Source organism: Microvirga sp., assembly GCF_014699075.1.
Classification (GTDB): Bacteria; Pseudomonadota; Alphaproteobacteria; order Rhizobiales; family Beijerinckiaceae; genus Microvirga.
Window position 1 is genome coordinate 425,470 of the sequence record NZ_JACXAB010000002.1, and the last position, 14,931, is coordinate 440,400.

Below are 14,931 nucleotides of genomic sequence, written 5' to 3' on the forward strand. Positions count from 1 at the left end.
TGAAAAGCTTACTTGAGGGCACTCGTAAGATTGTTCATGGTGGCCGCATCCATCCCAGCAAGGGCGATTTGAACACGTTCCTCAGCGAGGTAGCGCTGGCGGATCTGCGGGAACCGTTGCAATTGCCCAGCAAGCTGTGTCTGCCACCACCCCCTCATCATAGTGTTCTCTGGCGGCGGCATCTCGATGAGGATGCGCTCAATTGCCTTAGTGCAATCGTCAATGGCAGCCGCATGCTCAAGTCGGTGCTGGCAGTCTGTTGAGCAGTTGCCGACATCGGGAAGGCCGGCTTTCTTGGTGCAGGGGCCATGCTGCCCCAGAGACTTGGTGCATAGGACGCCAGGTTTGACCATTGTGACCTGACCGTTCATCGAAAGGATTTCGGCAGCCTCGGCTAAAACGTCCACGCCGAGTTCAACCTCGCCGGATCGCGCTGCAACCCGTAGTCGAAGATCCTGCACCAAAGGCGCGGCCCAACCGCCGTTCTCACTGGATCGCTCAATGACCTCCTGAGACAGCACGATGTTGGCTTCCGACGCAATTTTGCGGATCTCGTCCTGGAGACCGGGGTCGCTCAAGATGTAATTCAGAGTCATCTCGGGGTCGCGATGGCCGAGAATATCGAACAAGATCGGAGTTGCGCCGACCATCGAGAGCGCAGCTAGGCGAGCGACCGTCTTGCGAAACCGATGAGGGTGGACGTTGCCATCACTCCAGTCATTAAGCGCCTGACCGTCTACAATCACGCCCTTCACGAACGATTGCAGGACGTACCCAAAGACGGCCAAGTCCGGGAACTGGTCGGAGCCGTCGTGGCTGTTGAACGAAAGCCACAGTGATCGCCGCCCAGGCGACAAGATGTCCGCCAGCCGCTGCTGCTGACGGATGGCTGAAACGGCAATCCGCGGCAGTGGCCAGTTTCGAGCCTCGCCGTCGGGCTGATCGGAAAGCTTGAACGTGTGGCCGAGCAGAAGGTCCTGGGAGGAGACCGTTCGTAGGCAGTCTCGCTGCAGGTGCATGAGCTCGCTATCGCGGGCCGCAGTCGCCAAGGCAACGATCACGAGATGAGCCGTCTGTAAGTGCATTGCCATCCGGCGCAATGCCCTCCAAGCCGGCGGCGGCCACGAGTTCAGGAGGAAGGTAGCGCCGGATTGGGCACGCGTCGTGACCCGGAACTTGATCGGGAGATGCTGTGGGCGCTGGAAGTTGTCGGCAGTCCACTGCCTTAAGGCGGCGCACCGTCGATGCTTGAGGGCAACGTTGCTGAGTGGCGCTCCATCCTGCCTTTGCGATGGCACCGCCAGGATGGTCTCCAGACTGTCGAGGAGCGACGGCCCCAGTTCCTCAATGAGCCAAACCGACGTCTTCCCGATGAGCGCAACGAAATCGTCAGGGAATGGCTGCCATCTGATCTTGGCGGCAAAGGCTGTCGCCGGCAAAGCGGCGTCCCGGCGTCGGGGCTCCCCTTTGGCACCAAGGTCGAGGTCTGGCCAATCGTCTATGACCCCCATGCGGGCGAGCGCCGCCAGTTTTGGTGCCGTATGCGAGAAGAAGCCTGCCAATCCTTCGGCCTGCCTCATCTGGTTCAGATCATTCCTGCTGAGACCGCGGAAGATGGAATGTCCGTCTGGGCATGAGCTCGGCTCCCGAGATATCCCCTTGTGCAACACGATCCACACCACTGTCCGCAGGAGGATGCGGCAGTCTTCAATCCAGGTCTGGGGAGCAGACGGCTGGCGGATTGTGGTTTCAAAGGCGATCGGTGTCACCAGCAGGATCGCCGCAAGGCGTTTGATCCGCCGGAAGAGATGCTCCGCACGAACAGTATCGTGGTCGAGCGCTACGGTGAGTGCGCTCCGCAGGTTGAGGGTTCTGTAACCCTTCTTACGCTGGCGCTTGGTCGAGACCCAGTCGGCTGGGAGCTCGATGGCATCGGCATCCATCGTGAAGCCTGGGATGATCTCCACGTGCTGGATCTCCTCCCATTTCGCCGTCCATAAGGTATTGAAGGCGCCTATCCGAGCTAGGGAGGCACGATGGGCGCCAGGCGCGACCATCGTCATTAAGCCGCTCCTGAGATTTCGCCGATGCCAATTTGGTCGAACAGGTAGGCATCTCCGCGGAGCAATCGTTCTGTATGAGCGTCGACGAGCCCCTTAAGTTCGTCGCGCCGGCCTGGGAACACTCGGTCCACAGTTGCGTCTATAGCGATCCACTCCGCTTGGAAGGAGGACCCTTCCCACCTATCCAATGGGGTGTGCCCCCGGATGACACGGAGTTCCGCTAGGCGTTGCGCCAGCGGTTTGAAAGAATCTGGGAAGATGACACCATGGCGGCAAAGGATGCACCGCTGCACTGCACAGAGCCCTCCGACGTGCATCGGTGCGATGGCTGCTGACGGATGTTCGGGATCCAAGCAACCCATGCCCATGCGTGTGCGGAGGCGGTGGTCGGCTAGGCGCTGCCGCTGCTCTTCGGTGATGTCGCCGAAGCGGGCGCGGATGTAAAGGATTGTTGGGTCGACAATCTGGAAGCGCCTGATCTCGTCGAATAAAGCTTCCGACCACGCCGTATAGTCAGCAAACCGTTGGGCCAGCATCTTTCGCTGTCGCAGATAATGCTTGGTGGCGTTCAAATCGCCGTGGCCGAGGGCGCGCTTGATCAAGAGCACGTTGTAGAGGCTATTGCCGTACAGAAAGCTCGTGAAGCCGTCGCGCAGGTCGGAAGGAGACATGGTCTGTTCGATCCCAGCCGAACTGAGCAAGGAGCGAAAGCACTCGGCGAACGTGTTTGTACTTATGGCCATCGCGCCGATTCGGCCGCCAGACCGGGCATTCTTTGACAAAAAGAGCCAAGGCGAAGAAATCGCTCGGCGGAGCCGAATGATCTCGTCTTGGCGGTGGGGTGCCGCATCCTGGTTTTCCAGGGCGGCCAGCTGGCGACGGAGCCTCTGACGCAATGGCTCAGTGCGTTCGGTCATATCCTTAATGACGCGGAAGGGATGGAATTCCGGCCGGGTGAGGCTGAAAGCCACCTGCTCCCTGCTGCTGCGGCTCTTCTGTGAGAAGATCGCTACTGTCTCGCCAGCTTCGGAGCTAAGACGATGCTGATGCCAATCGTCGCCGGAAATGTCGAGGTTCATCACTGTCTCGACATTCCATCCAGTGTGCAGCAGTACAAGGACAATGCAGGCCGTTGTGTCCTCGGCGGTTGGAACAAACCAGCGGAAGCGATCGAATAGGGTGCCGTCGGGATAGGCGGCAGGAAAGATCGGATTTCGATCGGTGCTGCGGAAACGTTTGTCCAAAAGGGCGTCGGTACTACGCCGACCCGAATCGTCGAGCAGCACATCGAGGTAGTGGCGGGTTAGCCAAGCGATATTCTCGCACGCAGCCCACACTTGGGTGCGGCCGCGATGGGGGCGCGGATCCGTCCCAAGCAGAACGAGGCGCTGCCCTTCGGAATAAGCGGAGGCAAAGCGCCGCAGGACCCCCTTAGCGGCCTTGTATAACGTCCTGATCGCCGCTGGCTCAATATCCTTGTGAGTCGCACCGTGCGGGTCCTGGATCGTCGGCCAGATAAGGCGATTAGGGACAATTCCAAGCCGGTCACGTGTGAGTTCCACAAGGCGAGCGACGATCTGAAGGTGTTGTCTGCCGTAGCTCCGCAACTTGAGATCATTGAGTAAGTGGAGCTTGTATAGTTGGCCGAGTTCGGGAGTGATTGAGGTGATGTCCGCGACGGGAGGGTGACCTCTAGCCTCAAGGGTCGCAATGAAGCGCCAGAAAACGCGCAGCGCGGAGACATAGCCTATCACGGTCGTCTTCGACTTATCGAGCGATAAGGCGCGAAGCACCTGGGCGAATTGTCCGATGAGCACCGCCACTGCAGGAAGTCCAAGCCTCTCGTCGCCTTTGGCGAAGAGTGTTAGATCGACCATATACGAGGGTCTACGGTGCTGGGCTGGGACTCGCCAAACCAGAGGGTTGGTGTCGAACTGGATATGGACGACGTGGGACGAGGCAGTTTGCCTTTGAGGTAAACGTTTAGCTATTAACTTAGGCATCATTGCCCTCAAGATAATGAGCCCAGGCGGCGCGATGCTCCGCTACCATGAAATGGTCAGTGACCCACTCAAGATAACGGGCGGTAGTCTGCTCGCTGACGTGACCAAGAACGGGGCGAACGTACATTTGAACGAGATCAGTGGCCTGGGTGATCATGACCGAGCGCGGCAAAGTGGCGGCTGACTGCCCGATACGCTCTCCCTCCTCGTGGATCAAACGGAGGAGCAGCAGACAGGCAAATGCATGACGTCCCGCGTGTGGGCTCCATCCGGGGAAAGGCTGCGTCTCTGTGCGCGTCCAAGCGTCGTAGATCATTTTCTTGGTTAGAGGCTCGCCCGTACTCTCGGACAGGAATAAGATGTCTGAGGGACGCTTGCCCGGGTTGTTACGCCGGAACGCCGCTAGTGCCTTTGCTCTGCGTAAGCGTCTGTAGTCGTCGAGAGCATGGAGAAAGCCGACCCCGAATCGGAGCGTCCGCGGCTTGCCCTTCTTGTCCGGATCACCAACTTGGCGTGAGCCCTTGGTGCCGAAGCAAATATCCATACGGGCCGGATAGCCAGGCAGCACTGTTTCTGGCTCCGGGACTTGTGAAGCACGCAGCAACGACACCTCTTCTAATCGCATACCAGTTTCAAGGATTGTCTTGCAGGCGAGCGCTTTGGTCTTACCTCGTCTAACTTCAACTTCTGCAAGCCAAGCGCCAATTTCTGCAGCGGTAGGGATCCGAAGCCGCTCTATTCGTTCGCGCACTCGTCCTGCACGACTACGGACCTCATAGGAACGATTAGTGGTAGCCGTGCCCGAGCGGTCGCGGATCGTGGAGCTACTCCCCTTCACAACAAAATCCGGGCGCAGGCAGCGTTCCTTGGCCCAAGACAGGAACTCACAGACATAACCGACACGGCGATTGATAGTGCTCGCCGCCAACGACTCGCCGCGCTCGCTCCAGGACCCGTTCAACTGATCGGCCTGATATGTCTGAAGAATCCCTTGGTAGTCTATAGTGCGCCAGTCGAGGTTGTTGATCTCTGTATAAGTTAGAAAGTTTTCCAGGTCGCACCCGATGGCCCACATCGTATTTTCGCTAGGTGCGCGAACAGGAGATGAAGGCTCGCCGTAGCGATTATTTGGATGCCAATCGAGCAGAGCCCGTTCTCTTAGGAAGCGGTTGACCTCATCTGCATAGGACATGTCTCCATTGAGGATAAACGGGACGTGCGCGAGAGACTGAAAGCCAGCGTCGACCAAAGAAACTCGGTCGCGGCGAAAGAGGAATGCCATGTTTGATGCTCTGGGCAGCTTTCGGCAGCCCGGTCCGACGTCGTTAAGGCTAATAAACTCCTGGTAACAGTAATTGCTAAGCTTGCCTGTAGGACAGCGTTAAATCCTGCAATCGATGCTGGTCTATAACGGGTTTTCGGCATGTAGAAGCTGGAGCTCGGATTGAGCCGGGAGATGTGGTCGATGCCGACCTTGTGCCCGAGCTGCTTGCGGAGGTTGGCCGCCGTGTCGTTCACCCAGATCCGGTCACTGGTGACGAAGCCAATGATTCCGTCCGCCGGCATGTTGTAGACGCAACGGTCGAGGAAGGCGTGCAGAAGGTCGCCACAGGCAAAATCCGGCAGGATCGGTCGGTAGAGCTCCTTCAGGACCTCAGGCAGATGCCCGTAGCGCAGGTAAGGGGGATTGCCTGCACAGAACCGGAAGGTGCCGGGCGCCGGGCCTCCGGTCAGGAAGTCCCCGTGGTGAACAATCATCTGGGCGGCTTTATGTGCGGATGCGATTGACCATCCGCTGCCGATCAGGTGGGCTTGCACGCGCTCTCGGGCGGATCGCATGGCACCCGGATGAAGCTCCCAGCCTTGGACACGAGCTACCTCCCGGAAATCATCGGGCGCGAGGTCGAGACGGCTTAGAGCCCGGACCATGAACATGCCGTCACCGGCGCTGGGATCGACGAGACCGCCATCCGCATCCGGCCATCCGATGCGGTCGAGGAGAACGTCGACCACGGGTTCTGCCGTATAGAGCGCGGTGGCAGCATGGAGGGCTTCGATAGCGGCAGACATATCGCCAGCCGCGTCAAAGAGATCGAGCATTGTGGATGTTGCCTCGTCTTCGGGCCGTGCTATGTATCTGCGGGCCTGGCCGATGCAGTTCTGGGGTTTACCCAAGACCTGTGTTCAAGATGTCAGGTCAATTCCCGATCCAATTTGGAAAGAATCTCTTATCCATTGTCCTCTACGGTTCAGGCCGATACGTGGGACATGGTTGTTTCTCAGATGAAGAAAACATCCCCATCTTTTACTTTCGAAGTAAAACGCTCCAAGCTTTCCTCTCACAAACCTTCGTCATTCGAGCGGTTTGTTCTGGAGCCAAAGCGGAAGCTATCGTCGTCAGTTGCACGTCTTGCTGACAGGGAATCCTCGGAGAATAGAAACCAGTCCCCCGCGGTAGAACGCAGGATCCTGGAGAGCTTACCGAAGCAGCCTGCTGAGCAACTCGCTGAGGCTTCAGGGGCAGCACAGGCGCCTGTCGTGCGGCGCAAGCGCAAAGTTGCGCCCGTGATTGCATTCGAAGAGAGGGCGGTTGCGACGGCGGAGCACATAGTTGAGAGCGGTCGAAATGCCGTCGAGGCGGGCATGGTCATCCCGCTTCGGCTGTCGAGATCCACGCGGAAAGCGGCAGCAGTCGATCGATTGCCCCGTGGGGATCGATGGAAGCGGCGTTTGCCCAAGGTAGCGTGGTGAGCGCCAATCTTCGCCTAGGCGGCTCCTAAGTGAAGGCAAGAGGCGGGCGGGTACGACTTTTTCGTTATTGCGTGCGAATGACTAGCCTATAGTCTCGCGGCAAGAAAAAAGGCCGCTCGAAAGCGGCCCGAAGTTTAGGGAGGAAACGCCCAAGAAGGGCAGCAGCAAAGCAACGCCAATCGCTATGCTGCAATGCACAATATAGTTCATGCCTAAACGGCAGGCAAGACCATCTGGGCAGCATCGCTGCCCATTTTTATGTCACGACTTCGTGTCTGAAGCTTTGCGCGACGAGGACTTTCTGCCTCCCTTGCCGCCGTTGCTTCGGCTCTGCCCCTCGCCCGACGAGCCACCAAGAGCGGTCGTCACGACCTCCCCTGCCGCTCCGACAGCAGCAGCTGCAACCTGCAGGGGGGCAGCCATGATTTCGGCCCCCAGGCTTCCTGCAGCCGAGACAGCGTCCCGACCTTCCTGAGTTTCGGCGGCTTGGCTCTGGTCGGCTCCCTGCGGCTTCTCAAGCACATTTGCAACCGCCCGAAGAGCCTCAGCCATCATCGACCGGGCCTGCGGGGAAACGAGCGTGGTCTCAAGGCTGGAGAGCCATGTCATCGGGTTCAGCATGCTGCCCTGTGACTGCGAACGCGATCCGGAGCGGGTTTGTGTTGTGGAGCGGGATCGCGACGTGCCCGAGGTCGAGCGCGCAGCCGTGCGCGATCCTGCGGCAGAACGGGATTTCGCGGGAACAGCCTGGGACTTCGTGGCTGACCGGGAGCTTGCCATTGCCTTGGGCTGCGCCCGCTTGGAAGCGCTAGCTTCCTTCTTCTGGGTGGATCGGGAAGCGGACTTCGAGGCCGACTTCTCTGATGTCTTCCGGCTCCTGCTAGGTTGGGTACCGTCCTTCTTGTTCGTAGCCATGGTCATTCCTTTGTCTGCTGAGGCCGCAAGCCGGCCGTGCCAAGGAACAGTGTCCTCAAAGATAACAATGACAACGTGGCAATTCGGTTCGAACGTGCTGATAGACGATGATGAAGGTTGCGGGCCGCCTTGTCGGTCGCCATGATGGATCTCGGCGAGGCGCGGGGCGTAATGAGCTTAAGTAAGCGTATTTTGTTCGGCAATTTGCCGGAGGATGACGAGGTCCGTGCGGAGCTGGCGTGCTTGGTGGAGGCGTCGTTTGAGGCATTCACCATCCGTGCTCACCCACGTCCACGCAAACCAAAGCGCAATCTAACCGGCAGTCCTCGAGACACGGTTTGGGAAGGGGCACTGCGCGCGGCTATAAGGGAACTTGGCATCCACCATCGAAACATAAACGGGGTCCCTCACTTCAGGACAGCTGCGGATCGCGATCGTGCTCATGTTGGAGCAATCGCTATTTGGAACAGCAGGTGGGAGGAGCTTGAGAGAGGCCTCAATCGGCCGGTTCCGCTCAAGCAGGCTACCGCAAACGACTCAAATAGGTCGAAGCCGAGATCGTCGGCACCCTTCATCCTAACTCCTATCCCGCCGGACCCCTCGCCGACCAACGATCAGTTGAAGCCTTATCTGCCCGGAGATTCGGGCGTCCCGGAACTCGATCGCTTCACAGCCGAATCGAGATGGCGAATGGGACTTATCGAGCAGGACGAAAATGCGTTCCTGGTCCCATTCGTGAATTGGATACGGCCAGCTATCAACTACGAGGCCTATCTAGAAACGACCGTTTGGAAGAGGATAAGGGGCAAGGTTCTTGAGAAGGCAGGCCATAAGTGTGCCTGTTGCCCACGACGAGCAACGCAAGTTCACCACCGGGACTACCGGCCCCGAGTTTTGGCTGGAGAAGACCTGTCCCCGCTTGTTCCAGTCTGTAAGCCCTGCCACGACCTGATTGAGGCTGCCCGGACGAAGAACTGGCATGCTGGAGAGGCGAGGTTGGTCGAATTGGTCCGTTTAGAGAACCAGCGCCTCAATGTCGTTAGTGATCAGATATCACCAGGGCTTGTTACGTCGCCCTGATTGGGCAGCAGGGGAAGCGGCGCTCCATAACCTCATCCGAACCCGTTCCTTCATATGTTTACGAGCCGGGACAGATGACAGGCGGGTCCGCGGAGCCGTCGAAGGGTGCGCAAAAATTTGACAACACCAATGTCTTGCGGGGAATGCAGCTAGGGCTATAGGTTCCCCTAAAATGAAGGGTCGGGGGCAATGCTGCACTGGTTTCTGAGGAGTCTCTGCATTCTATTTTGCTTAGCATCGATTGAAGCGGTAGCTCAGTCCGTGCCCCAAAATGCATCACCTAGTCGGTTCAGTAGCGGCTGGCAGTGCAATCGAGGCTTCTACCGCTCTGGTGACAGCTGTTTGCCTGTCCAAGTGCCCGTGAACGCGGAGCTTAATGCGTTAGGAAACGGTTGGCAGTGCCGAAGAGGCTATTTCCGCTCTGGCGATAGATGCGTGGTGGTTCAAGTCCCGCAAAATGCGGAGCTTAATGCCCTCGGAAATGGCTGGCAGTGCCGGAGGGGCTATTTCCGGTCGGGTGAAAGCTGCTCCTTGGTTCAAGTTCCGGTCAATGCGGAACTTAGCGCTCTTGGCAACAACTGGCAGTGCAAACGAGGTTTCTATCGCTCCGACAGCAGCTGCCAGCCGGTACAGGTCCCCCAGAATGCGGAACTGAATGCTCTCGGCAATAGCTGGCAATGCCGGAGGGGATTCTATCGCACCGATGACAACTGTCGTCCCGTGGTGGTGCCGCAGAATGCGGAGCTCAACTCCGTTGGAAATGGCTGGCAGTGTAAGTCTGGATTCACCCGTGAAGGAGACATATGCAGGGTGATGACTGCGCAGGAACTAAAAGCGCACAGGGAGCAGATGGCGCGCCTTATTGAATTGGCGAGGCAACAGGCGGCCAAGGGCGACTGTGAAACAGAGAGCCAGTCGGGGGCTGAGGTCTGTGTCTCAGTCGAGAGTGTCAATCTGGACTGCGATGAGTCATTTGATGGAAGAAGCTACAGTTCCTGTGCCCTGTTGATCTCGTACGAAGTGTCCTCTGACTACCGGGGGCAGTCCTCAATCGACGTAGATGTCGAGTGTGAGGCATCGATCGATACTAAGAAGCGCCAAGGGTTCTCAGGCTCCGAAGTCGCGGAGGATGACGAGTCCCACACACTCTACGCTCACGACAGCGAGAGCGAGACCATGACATTGTCGTTCGATTTTTCTGATTTCGACCAAGTTTATGGTGCGTCGGTCTCAACCGCTTCGTGCGAAATCGAGGACGTGTCGCTTAACTGAGGCCGTGGGCCTCAGCTCACTCGCCTAGCATTCTTGGAAGTCTCAGAGAAGCGGGTAAGTGGAACCTCAAATGCGCCGGAGATCTTGTAGAGCTTTCCGCTGAGACCCTGCTCGTGACTAGGAGCGAGTTCCGAGATGAGAGGCCTTTTCCTCAAGCTCCGCGATCTGCGCTTTATGGACAGCAAGCTGTTCGCGTGAATTGGCGATTTGCTGCTCAAAGCTAGCGATTTGCCGCTCGACATGCTGGACCGATTTCTTTTGGTCCTTGATCTCATTCCGGACGATCAGCGCCATATTGGCCGGAACCGACGCCCACGCTGTGACAGCCGACCGGATGGCATCCCGGACCTCCTTCGATGGCGCCACGGTGTCTGAATAGACGCCGTTTTTGAGAAGGTTGTGGCTCTGGATGTCCTTGAGCCCGGTTTCGTCGAAGGTCGCATAGGTCATAAACTCATAGTGCTGCCCGTCGACCGAAAACTTGCCCTCGACACTCTTTACGTTGCCGATCCGGAAGCATCCGCCGACCAGAATGGGCCCATAGGGCGTGTCGACCTGGGCGGTTTCCCATTCGAGAGGATCTTTCGGCTTGGGAGCGTCCTCCTTCGGCTCGGGCCACAGTGGCTTCATGCCGACGGCGAATTCGCCAGGCGGCCAGACAGTCCCATTGTAGGAGACTTTCGCAACGACCTTGCCGTTCTCGCGGATATCACCGCCGGTCCAGTTGCCGCCGCCGAGATCGTTCTCCTCGATGTAATCGCGGCAGGCTTTTGAGGCGGCCGGGAAGTGGTCCGCGGCAACCACCTTTCGGACGGTGCCAGGGAGACGGCGGGATGCATCCTGACCGCGATCAGGGTTGCCGCAATTGTCGAGAATGACGGTGTAGCGCGGCTCAGTCGTGTTGTTCTTCTTTTTGGTCATCGGATCGATTTACTCCGCAGCGGCGACAAGTTCGGTTTTGAGGAATGTGGCGGTGTCACCGGCTCTGGCGGCTGCCTCGTCCATCCAGGACAGGCGTTCACAGACCCGCTTGAGGGACAGGCCAGCGGCATGGGCCTCCTCGACGGCTTTCAGGACGAGGTTGGCTGCCAGTTCCCGAACTGCACGGGGGAGCCGGGCATCGAGCTGCATGCAATAGCTGGTGTCCGGCACGTCTTCCCAAGCGCCGCTCTCGTCCATCTGGGCGACATCAAAGCGAAGAAGCGGGCGGTCATTGGGGTCGTCGGGACGGTAATCTCCGTCTTCACCTTCGCCGATCCATTCCAGGCTGGCCTGAAACTTGTCGCCCGTCGCGACGATCTCGGTTGCGAGCGTGCCCATGTTGGCCGGGACCTCTCCGCCATGGAGAGCCGCATCTTCCGGTTCGTACCGGATGATTTTGCGCCCCAGCGGGCCAATCTCGGCGCAGGAGGAGACATAGGTGGCGTCGGCCGCGACGATCATTTTCGCATCGGGCTCATCGCCGCGGTACGAGCGAACGACCACGTTGCCCTGGTCAATCTCGATGTCGACCAGGCGGTCGGAGCCATCGGGCGTTTTGAAGGTGAGCGACAAGCCTTGGTAGTGGGAATGGGATATCTCGACGAGCCAGTCTTCCGTCTGGCGGCCGACAAGATCCTCCGTGCTGTCTTCGGCAATGCGCCAGTCCCGGACCTGGGTCTGGCAGAGAATGGCATCCTGGTCGGTCATGGGAGTTCTCTTTTCTGGAAATGATCAGATCCAGCTGGCGTCAGCCGGAATGCTGGCGGGATCGATGAGGCTGGCCGAGATGCTAAAATCATCCAGACAGGCGATGCCGATGGTGTCGTGGAAGGTGTCGAGTGCATCTTCCGTCGGATCGGTGGATCCATCCTTAACCTGGACGACATAGCTGCCGGCGATTTCGGGGCTGTCGTCGGCATCGAGTTCCTGATCGGTTACCTGCTGGGCAACCGTCACAAGGACGTGGGTCATGGGGAAGCCTTTCAGAGGGTTCAGGCGAAGAGGGCGTACTGACCGTCGTCGATGCGCGGGAGGCCGAGCCTTCCGATGGTCTGTCGAATTTTGGCCTTCCAGTGAGGGTTGACCTTGGTTCGGGGGTGGTTCTCCAGGGCTTGGTAAATGTCCTGAAGCCGGGCCATGCCGCCGAGATTCTTGATCGTATCGCAGACCACCTCGCGCCAATGGGGCATCGGCTGCTCGAAGTTGAGCACCATATGCAGGAGCACCGGACGGGTGAGGCCGACAAAGGCGCCATCAAGACCGCTGTGGATCAGCCGCTCCACATCCTCCTCACCATAGGCGACGAGCACGCTGGGAGCTCCGGAGTTGGCTTCGGCCCGCCGACCATCAGGATAGTGGAAGTGCAGTCTTCCGCGCAGGAAGAGGATGCCGGAGGCGTAGGGCCAGATGAACTCGTGGTAAGCCTCGGTTTCCGTGCGGGCGAAGATCAGAGCTGTGCCCTTGTTGTGGCGGCTCATCTTCTTGAGCCAATCCGTCATGGCGCGGCCATAGGGCGGGTTGAGCCACACCCTGCCCTCCCAAGGCAGCTTCAGCCCGTCCTGCTCGGGCCAGGTGTAGTGCTCACGGGCGGTGTCCCACGGCCGCGGATTGGGAGCGGCGCAAGGGTCCAAGTCGAATGACCGGGACGAGCCGAGCGCCTGGATGACGTTGGGCGGGGTGAGCCAGGACTCGGTCAAAGCCGCAGAACTGTGGTGGCCGCCCATGCCTTTGTGCAGGGTCATGATTATCAAAGCTCTTTTTGGAGAATGGGAATCGGCGACAGCGGCCGGCAGAACTATGCGTCCGGATCACGGATGACGATGCGATCACCATCAAGAGCGTTGGATACCGCCTGCGCCAGGTCGGCGAGATCCCCGCCGCTATCCATCGAAATCTGAAGGAGGGTCTGGGCGGCTTCGGCCTGCTCGGGAGTGATGACCGTTTCATGTCCGGTCACCTGTTCGGCCTGAACCATGGCGAGGAGAGCGTTCGCCAGTGGGATGACAGCCGATTTCGGAACAGGGAGCCGAACGGCATCAGAGGGCACACCCTTGGATGTGATGCATCCCAGATGGATCTCTCCGTTGGGCATTTGCACCAGGGTGATGCCGGCCGTCTTCATGAAGCCGTTTCGCCCCTTCGCTTCGAACTCTGTGGTTTCGTTGAAAGCGATGGAGCGGGAGGTCGGGGAATGGATCGTTTCGGTCATGGGATCCTGAGGCGAAGAGATCGGCCTGTTGCGCGAGGCCTGGTCGGACGGGCGGGATGGATGGCGAACGTGCAAGATCAAGGAGGGAGGCGATGGCCGGAGCAGCATTTGCCTGGCGCTCTGCCCTCACCTCCTTGAAATCGGCGCAGACGATCTCGGTGCGCGGGGAGGTTCCGCGCCACAGGTGATCGTAGCCCGAGGTGTCGAGCCCGCAGTTTGGCTGCAGGGCAATTCCGGTGGACTTCACAAACGCCTCGTACTTCTGCGAAGTCGCATGCCGGAACGTCTGGGTGCCACTGAGCTGGAACGGGGCCGATCCCTGCGGGATGATGAAGACGCCGTAGTCGGCCACATCCGAGGCCAGATCGATCACCGCATATTCGAAGTTGCTGCCCTTGTAGCGAGGCGCCTTGCCGTCGGAGCGGATCGCGCCGAAGGGCGGATTGCCGATCGCGCAGTCGAAGGACCCGAGACCGAGCTTGGGAAGATCGAGCACGTCGGCGTGGATCCAGCGCGCCTCAGGGAGAATCTTGCGGCCGACCTCGACGTAGTCCTTGTTGATCTCGACGCAGGTGAGTTCGAGGGGCTGACGGGAGAATTCGGCTGCGGCCTTGATCAGGTAAGACAGCCTCCCGATTCCGGCACACAGGTCGATGATCCGGCGGCCCGTGACCTCGACGGCGAAATCGCGGGCAAGTTCGAGCGGAGTGAAGAACGCACCGGCCACGGAATTGAGGTGCCGGGCTCCCTCGTGCCAGTGCTCCAGAACGAATTCGCGCTCCGAGATGGTGAGAACGTCCTTTTCGAGGAGCTTCTCGGCCGCCTGGTGGCGTGCCGCTTCTTCCTTGGAAATCTTGGGCATCGGCTGGCGCTACGGTTGTGAATCTGGACGAGCGGAGCCGACGCGCAGCGAAGGGCAGCGCGGCCGGCTGTGTTGGCGATGAGAGGAAGCTGATCTAGGCGAGGAATAGGGCCGTCTGGCCAGCGGGCTCGACGTTAGCCGCTTTGGGCGCTGCCCTTTCCTCCGCCTCACGAATACGGCGTTCAAGGTCGCGGCCCCCGAGGGTCGTCTCATAGGTCTTGCGGCTACCCCGGAGCGTCAGGCGCAGAACGATATGGCCGTTGGGGCGGATCTCGGATATCTGCGCCGTCGTGAAGATGCGGGACTCGACCTTGAGGCCTTCGAACTTTTGATACAGCTCGAAGCCGTTGTCCGCGATGGCCTTGAGGTCCGCGGCGATCTCACGTTCGAGTTCCACCGCCTGTCGCATTTTGTAGATTTCGAAGCCGACGACACTGGCCAGGGCCTCATCGTAGGACAGGACACGATCATACGTGTCATACGACACACCTGGGGCGCGGTCTCCGGTCCCGTCGCTGAAGATCAGAGAGTAGCATCCACCGCCATCCCATTCCTTGTGGATGATGGCCCAGGAGCCGCGAGGCAGGGCGCAGACCTGCTTTTCGAGGCTTTGGAGTTCCTGAAACGATGGATTGGTGAAGGTGCCGAACAGATTCTCGACCGCTTCGTCGAAGGGTAGAATCTGCGGCAGGATGCGTTCCTTCATATCCCGCTCATAGAACACGCCGGCATCGAGAGCTTCTTCGACGAATTGCTTGAGCTTCTGGTGACGAACCTGGACTTGAGAGGACATGG

The 14,931-nt window shown here is 59.2% G+C and carries 14 protein-coding genes; 2 read left to right on the top strand and 12 right to left on the bottom strand.

All coding sequences use genetic code 11. The features are described 5' to 3' along the window. Nucleotides 1-8: 8 nt before the first annotated feature. The 5 genes from IC232_RS05330 to IC232_RS05350 form a co-directional block, all read right to left on the bottom strand. Nucleotides 9-2,063, bottom strand: a complete 2,055-nt coding sequence (locus IC232_RS05330) for a hypothetical protein (protein WP_190843879.1) — start codon at nt 2,061-2,063, stop codon at nt 9-11. Beyond that, nucleotides 2,063-3,940, bottom strand: coding sequence for a tyrosine-type recombinase/integrase (locus IC232_RS05335; protein WP_190843880.1), 1,878 nt, complete (start codon nt 3,938-3,940; stop codon nt 2,063-2,065). Before IC232_RS05335 ends, IC232_RS05330 begins: the two co-directional genes overlap by 1 nt. 118 nt (nt 3,941-4,058) lie before the next feature. After that, nucleotides 4,059-5,258, bottom strand: coding sequence for a tyrosine-type recombinase/integrase (locus IC232_RS05340; protein ID WP_190843881.1), 1,200 nt, complete (start codon nt 5,256-5,258; stop codon nt 4,059-4,061). After that, complete coding sequence (locus tag IC232_RS05345) at nt 5,225-6,166, bottom strand: Eco57I restriction-modification methylase domain-containing protein (RefSeq protein ID WP_190843882.1); 942 nt, start codon at nt 6,164-6,166, stop codon at nt 5,225-5,227. The genes IC232_RS05340 and IC232_RS05345 overlap by 34 nt, the downstream gene beginning before the upstream one ends. 912 nt (nt 6,167-7,078) lie before the next feature. Then, the gene (locus tag IC232_RS05350; RefSeq protein ID WP_190843883.1) at nt 7,079-7,426 is read right to left on the bottom strand and encodes a hypothetical protein; all 348 of its coding nucleotides are present in this window, start codon (nt 7,424-7,426) and stop codon (nt 7,079-7,081) included. A gap of 73 nt (nt 7,427-7,499) precedes the next feature. On the opposite strand from IC232_RS05350, the gene IC232_RS05355 reads away from it, so the two are divergent. Both IC232_RS05355 and IC232_RS05360 read left to right on the top strand, forming a co-directional pair. Next, the gene (locus IC232_RS05355) at nt 7,500-7,877 is read left to right on the top strand and encodes a hypothetical protein (protein WP_190843884.1); all 378 of its coding nucleotides are present in this window, start codon (nt 7,500-7,502) and stop codon (nt 7,875-7,877) included. Nucleotides 7,878-9,247: 1,370 nt separating this feature from the next. Then, the gene (locus IC232_RS05360; protein ID WP_190843885.1) at nt 9,248-10,084 is read left to right on the top strand and encodes a hypothetical protein; all 837 of its coding nucleotides are present in this window, start codon (nt 9,248-9,250) and stop codon (nt 10,082-10,084) included. 117 nt (nt 10,085-10,201) lie between these two features. Here IC232_RS05360 and IC232_RS05365 read toward each other — a convergent pair whose 3' ends face one another. The 7 genes from IC232_RS05365 to IC232_RS05395 form a co-directional block, all read right to left on the bottom strand. Further along, nucleotides 10,202-11,005, bottom strand: coding sequence for a PspA/IM30 family protein (locus IC232_RS05365; protein ID WP_190843886.1), 804 nt, complete (start codon nt 11,003-11,005; stop codon nt 10,202-10,204). Nucleotides 11,006-11,014: 9 nt separating this feature from the next. Next, nucleotides 11,015-11,773: a hypothetical protein gene (locus IC232_RS05370; protein ID WP_190843887.1), complete on the bottom strand. Its 759-nt coding sequence runs from the start codon at nt 11,771-11,773 to the stop codon at nt 11,015-11,017. Between the two features lie 24 nt (nt 11,774-11,797). Further along, on the bottom strand, nt 11,798-12,037 hold the full coding sequence (locus IC232_RS05375) for a hypothetical protein (RefSeq protein WP_190843888.1): 240 nt from the start codon (nt 12,035-12,037) through the stop codon (nt 11,798-11,800). Between the two features lie 20 nt (nt 12,038-12,057). Then, nucleotides 12,058-12,807 (bottom strand): DNA N-6-adenine-methyltransferase, encoded by a 750-nt coding sequence (locus IC232_RS05380; RefSeq protein ID WP_190843889.1) that lies wholly within the window; start codon nt 12,805-12,807, stop codon nt 12,058-12,060. 53 nt (nt 12,808-12,860) lie between these two features. Further along, a complete protein-coding gene (locus IC232_RS05385) occupies nt 12,861-13,040 on the bottom strand; it encodes a hypothetical protein (protein WP_190843890.1) in 180 nt (59 codons plus the stop codon). A 61-nt stretch (nt 13,041-13,101) separates the two neighbouring features. After that, nucleotides 13,102-14,136: a methyltransferase gene (locus IC232_RS05390; protein WP_246812042.1), complete on the bottom strand. Its 1,035-nt coding sequence runs from the start codon at nt 14,134-14,136 to the stop codon at nt 13,102-13,104. A 94-nt stretch (nt 14,137-14,230) separates the two neighbouring features. After that, entirely contained in the window at nt 14,231-14,929 is a 699-nt protein-coding gene (locus IC232_RS05395) for a hypothetical protein (protein WP_190843891.1), read from the bottom strand. Between the last annotated feature and the right edge of the window lie 2 nt (nt 14,930-14,931).

Excerpts from the sequence above, each read along its gene's own strand:
- IC232_RS05380 (WP_190843889.1), bottom strand. The coding sequence starts at position 12,807 with ATGACCCTGCACAAAGGCATGGGCGGCCACCACAGTTCTGCGGCTTTG.
- IC232_RS05340 (WP_190843881.1), bottom strand. The coding sequence starts at position 5,258 with ATGTCCTATGCAGATGAGGTCAACCGCTTCCTAAGAGAACGGGCTCTG.
- IC232_RS05335 (WP_190843880.1), bottom strand. The coding sequence starts at position 3,940 with ATGGTCGATCTAACACTCTTCGCCAAAGGCGACGAGAGGCTTGGACTT.
- IC232_RS05345 (WP_190843882.1), bottom strand. The coding sequence starts at position 6,166 with ATGCTCGATCTCTTTGACGCGGCTGGCGATATGTCTGCCGCTATCGAA.
- IC232_RS05390 (WP_246812042.1), bottom strand. The coding sequence starts at position 14,136 with ATGCCCAAGATTTCCAAGGAAGAAGCGGCACGCCACCAGGCGGCCGAG.
- IC232_RS05385 (WP_190843890.1), bottom strand. The coding sequence starts at position 13,040 with ATGGTTCAGGCCGAACAGGTGACCGGACATGAAACGGTCATCACTCCC.
- IC232_RS05375 (WP_190843888.1), bottom strand. The coding sequence starts at position 12,037 with ATGACCCACGTCCTTGTGACGGTTGCCCAGCAGGTAACCGATCAGGAA.
- IC232_RS05330 (WP_190843879.1), bottom strand. The coding sequence starts at position 2,063 with ATGACGATGGTCGCGCCTGGCGCCCATCGTGCCTCCCTAGCTCGGATA.
- IC232_RS05395 (WP_190843891.1), bottom strand. The coding sequence starts at position 14,929 with ATGTCCTCTCAAGTCCAGGTTCGTCACCAGAAGCTCAAGCAATTCGTC.
- IC232_RS05365 (WP_190843886.1), bottom strand. The coding sequence starts at position 11,005 with ATGACCAAAAAGAAGAACAACACGACTGAGCCGCGCTACACCGTCATT.
- IC232_RS05350 (WP_190843883.1), bottom strand. The coding sequence starts at position 7,426 with ATGACATGGCTCTCCAGCCTTGAGACCACGCTCGTTTCCCCGCAGGCC.
- IC232_RS05370 (WP_190843887.1), bottom strand. The coding sequence starts at position 11,773 with ATGACCGACCAGGATGCCATTCTCTGCCAGACCCAGGTCCGGGACTGG.